Annotated in this window: 14 protein-coding genes; 9 read left to right on the plus strand and 5 right to left on the minus strand. The window is 33.0% G+C overall.

All coding sequences use genetic code 11. From position 1 onward, the window contains the following. Positions 1 to 17 precede the first annotated feature (17 nt). Genes IPK14_13745 through IPK14_13755 form a run of 3 tightly spaced genes read left to right on the plus strand, consistent with a single transcriptional unit; the run spans position 18 to position 2800 of the window. Positions 18 to 938: a hypothetical protein gene (locus IPK14_13745; GenBank protein ID MBK7994395.1), complete on the plus strand. Its 921-nt coding sequence runs from the start codon at positions 18 to 20 to the stop codon at positions 936 to 938. A 6-nt stretch (positions 939 to 944) separates the two neighbouring features. After that, positions 945 to 1106: a hypothetical protein gene (locus IPK14_13750; GenBank protein ID MBK7994396.1), complete on the plus strand. Its 162-nt coding sequence runs from the start codon at positions 945 to 947 to the stop codon at positions 1104 to 1106. Continuing rightward, positions 1100 to 2800 (plus strand): hypothetical protein, encoded by a 1701-nt coding sequence (locus IPK14_13755; protein MBK7994397.1) that lies wholly within the window; start codon positions 1100 to 1102, stop codon positions 2798 to 2800. Before IPK14_13750 ends, IPK14_13755 begins: the two co-directional genes overlap by 7 nt. A gap of 8 nt (positions 2801 to 2808) precedes the next feature. Here IPK14_13755 and IPK14_13760 read toward each other — a convergent pair whose 3' ends face one another. Next, entirely contained in the window at positions 2809 to 3903 is a 1095-nt protein-coding gene (locus IPK14_13760) for a hypothetical protein (GenBank protein ID MBK7994398.1), read from the minus strand. Positions 3904 to 4068: 165 nt separating this feature from the next. Beyond that, entirely contained in the window at positions 4069 to 4245 is a 177-nt protein-coding gene (locus IPK14_13765) for a hypothetical protein (protein MBK7994399.1), read from the minus strand. 668 nt (positions 4246 to 4913) lie between these two features. Here IPK14_13765 and IPK14_13770 point away from each other — a divergent pair. The 4 genes from IPK14_13770 to ccsA all read left to right on the plus strand — a co-directional run bounded on the left by IPK14_13770 (position 4914) and on the right by ccsA (position 8838). Further along, positions 4914 to 5069: a hypothetical protein gene (locus tag IPK14_13770; GenBank protein MBK7994400.1), complete on the plus strand. Its 156-nt coding sequence runs from the start codon at positions 4914 to 4916 to the stop codon at positions 5067 to 5069. Between the two features lie 170 nt (positions 5070 to 5239). Continuing rightward, positions 5240 to 6133 (plus strand): tetratricopeptide repeat protein, encoded by an 894-nt coding sequence (locus IPK14_13775; GenBank protein ID MBK7994401.1) that lies wholly within the window; start codon positions 5240 to 5242, stop codon positions 6131 to 6133. Positions 6134 to 6186: 53 nt separating this feature from the next. Next, the gene (locus tag IPK14_13780) at positions 6187 to 7068 is read left to right on the plus strand and encodes a hypothetical protein (protein ID MBK7994402.1); all 882 of its coding nucleotides are present in this window, start codon (positions 6187 to 6189) and stop codon (positions 7066 to 7068) included. A 120-nt stretch (positions 7069 to 7188) separates the two neighbouring features. Continuing rightward, on the plus strand, positions 7189 to 8838 hold the full coding sequence (ccsA, locus tag IPK14_13785) for a cytochrome c biogenesis protein CcsA (protein MBK7994403.1): 1650 nt from the start codon (positions 7189 to 7191) through the stop codon (positions 8836 to 8838). A gap of 76 nt (positions 8839 to 8914) precedes the next feature. On the opposite strand, the gene IPK14_13790 is transcribed toward ccsA, so the two are convergent. The 3 genes from IPK14_13790 to IPK14_13800 are packed head-to-tail and all read right to left on the minus strand — an operon-like array spanning position 8915 to position 10759. Further along, on the minus strand, positions 8915 to 9703 hold the full coding sequence (locus IPK14_13790) for an ATP-grasp domain-containing protein (GenBank protein ID MBK7994404.1): 789 nt from the start codon (positions 9701 to 9703) through the stop codon (positions 8915 to 8917). A gap of 32 nt (positions 9704 to 9735) precedes the next feature. Next, positions 9736 to 10161, minus strand: coding sequence for a hypothetical protein (locus IPK14_13795; GenBank protein ID MBK7994405.1), 426 nt, complete (start codon positions 10159 to 10161; stop codon positions 9736 to 9738). 31 nt (positions 10162 to 10192) lie between these two features. Then, entirely contained in the window at positions 10193 to 10759 is a 567-nt protein-coding gene (locus tag IPK14_13800; protein MBK7994406.1) for a DUF1684 domain-containing protein, read from the minus strand. Positions 10760 to 11001: 242 nt separating this feature from the next. Here IPK14_13800 and IPK14_13805 point away from each other — a divergent pair, with 242 nt between their 5' ends. Together IPK14_13805 and IPK14_13810 are read left to right on the plus strand one after the other, a co-directional pair. After that, positions 11002 to 11526 carry a hypothetical protein gene (locus tag IPK14_13805; protein MBK7994407.1) on the plus strand — a complete coding sequence of 175 codons (525 nt, stop codon included), beginning with the start codon at positions 11002 to 11004 and terminating at the stop codon, positions 11524 to 11526. 158 nt (positions 11527 to 11684) lie between these two features. Then, on the plus strand, positions 11685 to 12026 hold the full coding sequence (locus IPK14_13810; GenBank protein MBK7994408.1) for a CoA-binding protein: 342 nt from the start codon (positions 11685 to 11687) through the stop codon (positions 12024 to 12026). Positions 12027 to 12048 lie beyond the last annotated feature (22 nt).

The following is a 12048-nucleotide window of genomic DNA, read 5'->3' on the forward strand; positions in this document are numbered from 1 at the left end:
ATAGAAAAGTGGTTATTATGAAATTATGGAAAGGTTTTTATTCAAGAATTTTTGCTTTTACATTCTGTTTTATGTTAGGAACAGTGATAGCAATATTAATTATTAAAACTCCTGATAAATTAAAAATAGTTATAAAAGAACCTGTTGAAAATAAACAGGTTAGTAAAGCTTATCCTAGCCCAGAACATATAGTTAGTTTGATTACTCATCCTGAGCCAATAATAAGACGAGGGATTTATCAAGAGCTATTTTTAAGGCCAAAAAAAGACAATATCTATTATGACTATCAAAGAGATATTGAATATCCTGAACGCGCCGACAATGTAAAACTAGAGTATATAAAGCTAGACAAAATATCAGAAACAGCCGTTATCAAATTTGTTCATTTAGGAAACCCTAGCGCGATTATTTTGCAAAAACAAATTAATGGATGGGTAGTAATTGATTGCCTTAGTAGTTGGGGAAAATCTTTTGATAAAAATTTAGATAGCTGGTTGCAAACAGTATCTTTAATTGAACCAAATGTTTATGAAATATTAGTTAGAGAAGTTACAACTGATGCTAGTAGTTATCATAGTCAATTAAGTATCTTGAAATTAATTAACAACCAGCTAAAAAAAGTTGGAGAGTTGCCAGAACTTGTTGTTAAACAACATCCTAATAAGAAAAAAGATTGGGCTGATATTAAGAATTTAACAGTTACTACTTACCAAAAACCTAATAGCTCTAACCCAAATTTTTTATTAAACATCAAACAAGAAATAATCTATTACATAGGAGAAGTACCAGAATATATATACTGGTCTGATATAGATAATTCTTGGCATACAGCTAAACAGCATTGGCATAACCGGGCTTATAAAGTTTTAGAGGTTATTGATCAAAAAGAAGTAGTTTTGCAATGGAGCAGTGAAAAACAATATTTTGTTAAAAAGTAGGTTGTTATGAAAATACATAAAATTTTAATTACATTCTCAGCAATAATTATTATTGTCACTTTACTTATTATTAACGGTTATTCGGCTCGTAATGTCAGGTCGCTAGCAGCCGACTTTCCACGAGGCGTGCTAGTTTTGCACAATTTAACGATTTACCCACAATGTTAAAAAGTTGGAATAACTCAGAACTTAAAGAGCGTTATTTGTCTAGCACAAATTATCAGCAATTTACAGAAAGACATTTAGGCAGAAAAATATCAGATCGTTTTACTGATCTTAGCCAAGGGTTAGGGATAGAAATTAATGATCAATTTTTGGATGAAATAAGCGAAAAACAAGCCGCTATAGCAATTTATGATATTGGTCGCTTAGATGTGGTTTTTATTGCTCCTTTAACAACAGAAAAATTTTTGCTTTCTAACTTACTTGCTAATAAAAGTAACTTTGAAGAAAACAAGCTAAAATCCGGTGCTAAATATTTTGTAAAAGAAATAAAAGTTGATCGAGAACGTCAAACACAACGGATAAGTTTTGCTTTAGAAAATGGCTATTTTATTTTGACTACTAATGAACAATTGATGATTCGTACTCTAACCAATGTAAGCAGCAAAATAACTTCGCAATCTACAGATAGATTAACTTCAGAGCCTACTTATCAAAATTTGATTAAAAAAATAACTCCTCACTATGCAACTATTTGGGTAGCACAAGAAAAACTGAATAAAGATTATTATTTTCGTAACTACTGGATAATGAAAAACTTAGATGAGCTAAAAAATATCCAAGCTGCAATTTTTGATATTGAATTAAAAGATAAAGAATGGCGTGAAGAACGATATTTTTTAACAAAAACAGACCTAACAGCTAAACAAATTCCTTCTTTGGAAGTAAAACGTATCAATCAATTTATTCCTGATGATCTGCCTTATCTAAAAATAGAGGCTGTAGATCAAGAAAATAAAATTTCTAAAACCATACATAACTATTTGTTTGATAATGACTTAGAACCAGCAAAAGCAACAAAACGCCACTCATATTATTACTATGCTGAAGCTGAACAATCCGAACCCTCGGATTATTACTATAATGATTATGTAGATTACTATTTATATGAGTATGATTTTAATAAACAGATAAATGATCCAGTAGATGCTGATGATTTAGAAATTACTCCAAAAACAAGTTATTACAAGCGTGCAAGTGTTTTGGAAAAACTTGATCAAATTTTTACAAATGCAAAAACTGTTGCATTACTTCAAGAACCACAAGCTATAGACGGGCCGCTATTTGCAGAATTTCATAAAGCAATTATTGTTAGTTTGGAAGATGCTGCAAATTTTGATCAATTAGCTTTTGAAACAGTAGTTTCTAAGCTAGCGTCTGATAGCACGATGATTGCAGGCAATAGCAATAATCTTTCTTGGCAAAATTTAAGCGGTCAAACCAGAATTTTAACAATGCCAATGTTGGGTTGGGAGATTTGCTATCAACTAAAAGGACAAGATTTAATTATTAGCAATAATAGAAATTTACTTAAAAAAATGGAAAAAAATGCTAGCAGCAAAAGAAAACTAGAAAATATTTCTAGCAAACCGATTACAAATTTAACTGTAATTGATTTTACTCAAAGACAACAGGTTTTTGATGGTATTTTTAGCAAAATACAAGAAGACGCAATTGACGATTACCAAGAAACACATGCAACATCAGATGCTAGCACAGAAGATTTTTTTACAGGAAATATTGCAAGTTTGCTAGATAGCGTTTCACCAGTAGAAAAAATTATTATCACTAAAGATAGTAGTCAAGGACAGTTTCATGAACTTATTCGTATCAAATTTACTCAGGATAAGTCAAATTAACAGTTTTGTTAATCGACTAACTTAACGTCTGTATCAAACTTGTTATATTTATTAAAAGAAATACAGTTAAGAGCAGTAAAGCGATCTTCTCGGCTTGTTAAAGAAACTTGAGCATTAACAGGTAGTAAATAGTCTCTACCAGCAATATTTACCCAGCCAAAATCTACTGAAGAAGTAGCATCTAGGATGGGAAAAGTATAAGGAATTTCAATTGATTCTTGTTCCATTCTTAAGATTTGTTTAGATTCTTGATGGATATAGAGCCGACCTTGATAACCAGTAATAACTTGGGCATTGCCAATTTTTATTTGTTGGCGAGAGTTTCTAGTTTCTACTCTATATTCAAAAACTAAGCAGGGTTGTCCATAAAAATTCGTACTGCCTTTTTCGGTAAATAAAGTTTTTGATTCTGGGCTAAAAATAGCTGATAGCTGACCTGCAAATTGACCAGTAGAAGTTAGTCCACCAACTTCTTCAAATGTAGTATTAGCAGCACGCCCATTTTTTAGTTTTAGTTTTATGTCTTCGCCACGATCTGCAGCATAGCTAACGGCTAATTCTAAATAGTCGCCTAGCTTCCAGCCTTCAACTAATGGGCGGCCATAACGTTGGACTTGTTGACGAACAATAAAATTAGGAAGCGAAGAAACATAGGCTAGAGCGACTTTTCTTGCCTGCTCAATAAATGGAAGTGATTTAAGGTTTTGTTTTTCTTCGTCAGAAAGATTTTCTATTACTTCTGTTTCTGTAGTTTTTGGCTGGGTCATCAAAGCTTTGCGACGTTCATCAGCACGTGCTAAAGCATTATTAACAATACTGGCTCGGAAAAATCTTAGTTGGTTAAAAAGTTGTTCTTGTGGGACAAAATTTATTCCTCTTTGATCAACATCTGCGGCAATATCATCAAAATCCTGACGTGCTGCCCGTGCTGCTTTTACCCGGTTTAAGATTTCATCTTGAGATAATGGAGGTTGTGCAACAAAAGAAATTAGAGATGAACCTTTACTAACTTCTTTATTAACTTGACTAAAATTTGGTTGCTCTAGTGAAAATATTAAGAAAAATATAGCAAGTAAATAAAATAGTTTTTTTTGTTTAGCCATAACTCTACCAGTATTACTCCAAAATGATTACTGAAAATTGATTTTTTAATCTTGACAAGCTTTAAGCTTTAACGCAAGAGCATTGACTAGATTTTATAGGTCAAAAATAAAAATGCTGAGATATTTCACTCAGCACTTTTACTTTTTAAGGTTAAATTTCGTTGATTAAACACTTAAAGTCTTTGTTGGTTCAGTTGTAGTAGAAGTTTTTTTAGGATTTTCCTTTTTAGCTTTAGTTTTGCTAATAGGGATAAATTTGCCAAAAGTTCCATCTTGTTTGCGTTCAATTAAATATTGACGACCTCGCCGGGTCATATAATGTTTATTGGTTGATTTAGCCATATAATCTGCACCCCTTTATTTTGTTTAAGTTAACAGTAAGTTCCCATAGACTAGATGCAGAAAATCTAATAATGGTTGAACTTAAAGATATTTTTTATCAATAGTTTTTAATTTTGTTTGCCCAGGGCAACTAAATAGTTTGCTTTGCCGATAAGCCTTCTGACTATTCCAACAAAACAGCAATAAATTTCATTATATTAATTTAAGGTATAAGTTTATGAGTATTAATAATATAAAAGGCAATCTTAGTGGAATAAACCAAGGCTGATTTACTAAAGCAACAAGAATTAACCGAACCATCAAAAAGTGGAGGCAATTTTGCAGGTTTATCTGTAAAGCAAGTTACACCTCCTAGCGATTCACCTATAGAATCAATGGCAGCACGTTCGCAAAATTTTAGTAGTTCTTATAACAAACCTATTACTAATATTGACCCTATACAAGATAATCAAAATAATTTTCCTCTCAGTTAAAAAAATGATTTAAGCCGTTTAGTTAATTCAATACAACAACTTCAATCTACAGCTAAGGGAAATGAAAATCCTAATTCTGCCGCAGGTACAGCATCTATAGACGCTCTTAAAAAAGGTATTGGTGCTAGTAGCACAGGTTTAGGAGAAGGCGTTAGCGGTGCGCGTCGTTTAGAAGCAACTAATGATCCTGTAAATATGAAAGATTCAGGAGAAACAGGTGCAGCACGTAAAGCAACAAGTCCAACAGATCAAGTTTCTCAGATTATGGCTAAAGTAGTAGAACTACAAAAACAATTAGTCAATGAATTATCTGATAAATCTTCAATAATCAAAAAACTAGAAAATAATTAGTTTAATAAATCAAAAACTAAACTATTTTGCTGGAAATTATCATTAATCTACCAAAATATAAGCTTTATAGAGAGTAATGGATCATCTATAAAGCTTATAAACATTTAGTAGACCTATGCTAGAATAGGTCACATATCTAAACAATTACCTCACAATTAGGAATCAACACCATGTCGCGTGCTGCGGAACAATTGTTTAAAGAAGGAAATGAACAATTTTTTATTGGTCAATTTAAGAAAGCAGCAGAAAATTTTGAGCAAGCTTTAAGCTTAATTACTGATGAGCCAGTGCTTTGGTATAACTATGGCTGCTCATTAGTTGAATTAGAGCGTTATGAGGATGCTCTTAATGCTTTTGCAAAGGCTGTTGAAATAAAGCCAGATTTTTACTTATCTTGGTTTAACCATGGGAATGTACTAAATATATTAGGTAGATTTGATGATGCCTTAGATAGCTATAACAATGTAGTAGAACTTAAACCAGATCATTATTTAGCTTGGAATAATCGTGGTTGTTCACTAGCTAGAATAGAAGAATTTGCCGAATCCTTAGAAAGTTATCAAAAAGCTCTAAATTTGCGTTCAGACTATAGACCTGCTAAGTATAATCGAGCTTATGTTTTAGCAAAAATAGGGCAATTTGAAGAAGCAGCAGAAATTTATGAATCAGCTTTGCAGTTAAGAGCAGAAGATCCTGCAATGTGGAATAATCGAGGAGTTGTACTTACACGTGCTAACAGATTAGCAGATGCTTTATATTGTTTTGAACAAGCTATTCACTTAAAAACAGATTATTACAAAGCCTGGTATAACCGAGGCTATGTATTAGCAGAAATGCAGCGTTATGAGGAGTCTTTGGAAAGTTATAATAATGCTCTACAAATATTACCTGATTACGGTACAGCACTTTATAATTCTGGGTATGTATTGATAAAACTAGGGCGTATTGCTCAAGCAGCAGAAGTTTTTACTGAGTATGTAAAGCTTTGTCCAGTGTCTGAATACACAGATTTACTTAATCAACAGATAGCTAGATTGCGACAATATGCACAGAAATATCAATAGGTGATAATTTTTATGTATTTAAAAAATTAAGTTTATTAATATATGCAAGCTTAATGCTTATTATCAGCATTCTACTTTTACCATCAATTCAAGCTAATAAATCCTCAATTAATTTAATTAAGGCACAAATAGAAGGTATTAACCCTCAAGCACTTGGAGAACAACTCTTACTTATAGATGATGGTAGCGGTGATGGTCGTTATGGTGGAACTGGTGATCCTGGATTTGGTTGGTTTAATTCATTAAAACCTGATGGCTACCCAGCTACACTTAAAGAAGTAAGAATTGCTTTTAGTGATGGATCACGAGGAGTATTAGCTGGCTCACCTCTAAGAATTGCCGTTTATACTGATCCTGAAGGAAATGGGCCAGATGCAAATCAAACGCCTGCCGTTTTATTTCCTGTAACCTGTAATAATCCTGGTAATTTTGAAAGTTACCTTCTACCAGAATTAATTACTATTAACTCTGGTAATTTTATTGTTGGGGTAATTGACACTATTTTTATTGCTGATTTACCTGCTTTTGGTGACACAGTTGGTTTGGTTAAACCTATTGGTAGTCAATCTTATGTAACTCTTGATGCTGGTAGGACTTTTTTGCGGGTAGATGAAGTTTTTCCTAACTTTCAACTTCAACCCGTTGCTTGGTTAATACGAGGTGTAGCAGATGTTGAAGGTCTATCACCTGTAATAACTAGGGCCCTTTACAAAAAAGGCAAACTAAAAGTATTTGGTCGCAATTTTTCTGATAACGCAATTATTCGTATAAATGGAGAGAGAATTAATTTACCTATAAAATTTGCTCCTATTAAAGGTAGGTTAATGATAGAAGGTACACCAGAGCAATTAAACTTAAGAGAGACTGGACGAAGCAATAAATTAGTAATTGTTGTTGACGGTGTAGCCTCGGAAGTTTTTGATTTTACTAGCTAAACTTATCTGTTGAGCCTAGCATAAGCTGTTTACATAATTTATAATTTGGGTAATTTTCTTTTTAACATTCTGTTAATAAACTAACTTTCTAATAACTGTACTAAGCTTGGAGGGATAAAAATGTCTTCAAAAGCAGAAGCCGCGCACTATTCACCACCTAGTGTTTCTGGCGAAAATTGGTTTAACATAAACTCTTTACTTCCAACAATTATTGCTATTGTTGGAGCAACTGTTTTAGTTCTAGTTCGTTTTCAAGGTACTAAGCTTGATGTTTTAAAAGAAGCTAGCCAAACAAACTTGGCTTTGATTTGCTATTTAGCATCTTCTTTGTTTTTTGGTATGTATTTGATGGGACGCGAACCATTAATGAGAAAATTAGGCATGTGGACAATGATTCTAGGTTTTATGCTTAATTTTTCTGCTTGGGGAATGCGCTGGATTGAATATACAGAATTTACTAAAGCCCAAGGCGATATGGTGACAATTTGGCCTACATTACCTTTGGCCGAAAAAATTAACCATACTTTCCCACTTTCTAATCTCTACGACATTACTTTAGGGTTAACTACATTTTTAGGTCTTACAGCCGTTTTAGTAGGTGTACGTAAGAGATATGAATTTTTAGGCGCGGTGACAATGCCTGTTGGTGCGCTATTTTTAATCCTAGCTGTATTTTTAGGTAATGATATCACTCAACCAATCCAACCAATTTTAAGAAGCTATTGGCGACCAATACACGTAGGTGTAGCGGCTTTAAGCTATGGTATATGTGCCGTTACTTTTGCTGTTGGAATAATTTACCTATTAAAAGACAATATGAAGCCTGAAAGAATCGCTTTAAGTGTTGCTCTATTCGGTTTAGGTATTTATTTACTAGTAGCAGCACTTTTTGGTAACTTCTCGCTTACAGGTGGAAGTTTTGGAATGAATATAGTGATGCTTACACCAAAAGTAGGTGAGCAGCCCATTAGGTTTTCTGGAGCAAGAGGCGATTTTCTAACAGCAGAATTTCCTTTTGTCGGACGATTTTTACAATTAGTTGTAGTGCTGTTTTTGGCTTCTTCTGCAATGTATCTTAAGGATATGTTTTTAGGAGAAGATGCAAAACTACGTAAAGCTGCTAATGCTTTGTTTGGACTTGCTGTTTTATTACAAGCTTTAGCTGTAGGTACACTTTACTATCAAATGAAGACTGTCAAAGATTTTTCTCCTTATATTTCAGCTTCAAATATGGCTAAGGTGGAAGCATTGCTTGGAGATGATGGTCATAATCATGATGATGGTGGTGGAGCAGACCATAAGCATGTGGATGGAAAAGCTTGGCTAACTCAAATGGGCCCAAACCTTAGAGTTAATTTTAGCTCTAACCCAGTTGTTAGCACAGGATTTTTTGTAATTATTGTTGGTGGCTTGTTCTTTGGATTATTTAAGTTAAAAGGTGAGCAAATCTTAAAGAATATTCCTCCGCTAGAAGTACTAGATGATCTTAACTATAAACTAGTCTCTGTATGTTTTCCAGGTTTTACCTTAATGTTAATTTTAGGTGCTGTTTGGGCAAATGAATCCTGGGGAACTTATTGGAGTTGGGATCCTAAGGAAACTTGGGGACTTGTAACTTGGCTAGCTTATGCTGGTTTCTTACATACCCGCTTTACACATGGCTGGAAAGGTCGTCGTTCTGCATATTTTGCAATCATTGGTTTTGCTTTTATGCTTTTTACTTACTTAGGTGTAAGTTATTTGCTACCTGGTTTACATTCTTACGCATAAAAGCTAGTAATTTTGTTAGATTTTCAAAAGAGCTAGGGATGTTCTCTAGCTCTTTTGCTTTAAGATTTGCTAGGTTTTAAGAACGGTTAATAATCCATTGCTTATCTTGGTTTGTTAGTAAAGAAGTTTTGATAGAAGCTCTAGAAATAACTTTAAGAACTTCATAAGGATCACAACCATAAATTCCTGACCCCCAGGAAGGATTAGCTTCAATAACAGCCCAACCACGATCAGCTATAAATCCTATATCTACAACAACTGATGGTGGCAAGGCTACTTCTGAATCAGCTAAAAAGTTTTCAATAAATGCTTTTGCTTCTATTATTTCATCTTTAGAAGCAAACCAATTTCCTTCATCATCTTGTGCTGTTTTACCATTTCTTGCATAAACAGAGATTGTTGCAACACTTCTTTCAATTATAAAACTCCTAAATTCTGACATCCAATTTACAACTTCAGATATTAGTATAGGAGTATTGCTAGGAAGTAAGTCTGCTGATGGGATTATTTCGCCTTGCTCATATATTTTTGCCCTAAAACATTTATCATCAGCAGGTTTTATAAAGATTTTTTCTTCTATTTTTTCTAACTGGCCTAGTGTCTTATACTGAATTTGCCGTTTTAGATATTTCAATGGTAGCTTAACCAACCAATCAAAAGTTGGCTCAATTAGCGAAATTTCTAAATTTTCTGAAACCACAGCAGCAAAAAGGGATTCGCCATAAATTACAACTATGGAATCAACAATATTTGGTGGCATTCTCCATGACACCAACCTTTCAACCTTCCAACCAAGTTCTTTTGCTGTCCTCCAAAGACTTATAGAATCTTCTGTATATCTTGGAGGTAAAACTAATATTGGCATAGTTACTTATTTAGTTGAGTTATAAAGATATTTTACCTTCCACCAAGCATTGAACTTACAGTTCGGTTAGTAGCATCTAGTGTTGCACGGGCTGCCGTTTCAGCATCTGCCCCATTTTCAGAAAGCTGACATGCCCCTAAAAGCTCAATAGCTTCCCCAACAGGTTGAATAAAGTAATCTGTTTTAAGCAATACAACTAAAAATTTATGGCTTTGTCCACCAAATTCTTTAATAGTAATATCTGAAATCTCAAACTTGACAGGTTTTGGAGTAGATTGCTCTAAGGCTACTAGAGTAGCTTCAACAGCTAAACGTAGCCTATTGCTAGGGTTATTTTCACCTTTTTTGATGCCCGTGTAGGTTTTGTCTTGGGTATTAAGTATAACGGTTGCTTCTATTTGTGAGTTTTCTAACTCAGTAAATATTGCTTGTTTTAATATTAATTTATATCTAGCCATAGATTTTTTCTCGAAAAATAAAAATTAATTCTTACTCATGATAATTTTTTTCTCCAGCACGAACAGCTACTTTTAGTGTGTTTTGTTCTGGTGGAAGGGGACAACTAAAATCTATATTATAAGCACAATATGGATTATAAGCTAAGTTAAAATCAATTATGTAAATACCATTAGTATTTTCATCTAATTCTAGGTAGCGACCTGCTCCATAAGTTTCTTTTCCAGAAGTTGTATCACGAAAAGGAATAAAAAGCCTTTTAGGATCAACATCTGTAGAAAGTGACTTAAAAGTATCTAGCGAGCATTCAACGCCATCTAAAGTAAATTTTAATGCTCCATAACAGATATATACATCTTTTTCACCCTTGCTAGTTAGCATTTTAATTTGTTCTTTATCTTTGTAAACTTCAAACTTTGCATCAAGGCGATAATTTAGGTTTACAGGAAAATAATTTAATCCCTTAAAATTAGTTCTTTCTTCTTTTAATATTGGACTATCTGGAGAAAGCTTTAAGATACGATCTTTTTCTTGGCGAGAAGCTTCTATTTGTTCTCTTAAAGTTAGAGGGCGATTAGGTATATTTGATGAAGTATCCATAGATTCACTGCTCACAAGCTTAGGCGCATTGCCCATGTTACAACTACTAATTAAGATTACGAGTAAAATAAATAGCAATTTACTATACATAATATATCCTTAAAGTTGGACTAAGTAAGAAAAGTAGCTCTTTTTAGGTTAGAATAATTGGCTATTTAATTAAATAGCAACTATGCTAACATTATTAAATTTTATAAAAATCTAACTAACGTAATACTTTTATTTTAGGAGTTTTGTGCAAAATGTTAAATCGTAGAACATTTATATATACAACATTTTTAACAATTTTTAGCCCAAATATTTTTTCATTTTCAATTAAAGCCGCAGAAAATGCAGATTTTAATGGAGTTTGGGTATTAGACAAAGAAAAAAGCGTTAACTTACTCCAAATATTTGCAACCGTCCAAGAATATTTACTAATCATTAAACAAGATAACAAAACAATAACAGTTTCTACAGAATTCCAAGGGCGAGGACAAAAAATTTCTAGCGAACCAGACACTTTTCCTATGGATGGTACTACTGTAGAAAAAGCTGATAGAAGAGGTTTTATCCAAAAAAGAAGTTTTCGTTATAATGCAGCTAATGAACTAGTTGTAGAAACAGAAAAAGTTTTTACAGGTGAAGTGCAAATGCCTAATAGTAGCGAAAATGAAACCTGGAATATTTCTGGTGAAGGGGTTTTAACCATTACTATTACACCTAAGAATAATAGTGAAAATAAACAAGTACGTGTTTTTAACAAAAAAACACAGTCAGGTATCTAGCTATTATTTCAAAAAAATTTTGCAATAGCTAGGTGACAAATAATTGCTTGGCTTATAAGGGATCAAAGTTGGAGAATTGGCAAAGTAATATTATCAGTGATGATGTTGCAGCTATTAAGCAATTATTAGGAGCTAGTAAAACTATTGCTGTAGTAGGTATGACAGCAACAACTTATAAACCATCTTATTATGTTCCTAAATATATGCTTGACCAAGGTTACAAAATAATACCTATTAATTCAAAGTTAACGGAAATTGAAGGGATTAAATGTTTTGCTAATTTATTAGAAGTTCCAAAACCTGTTGATATAGTACAAATATTTCGTCGTTCTGAAGATGTTTTCCCACATGCTGAAGAGGCTCTGGTAATTCAGCCTAAAGCTCTTTGGCTGCAAAGCGGTATTATTAATAACAAAGCAGCAGAATTATTAGCTAAAAATAATATACAAATAATAATGGATCGCTGTATGTATGTAGATCATCGAGATTTTTTTGCTTAATATTTAATCCCTGGGGTAGTTT

The sequence above is a fragment of the Blastocatellia bacterium genome (assembly GCA_016713405.1).
Lineage (GTDB): Bacteria > Acidobacteriota > Blastocatellia > Chloracidobacteriales > JADJPF01 > JADJPF01.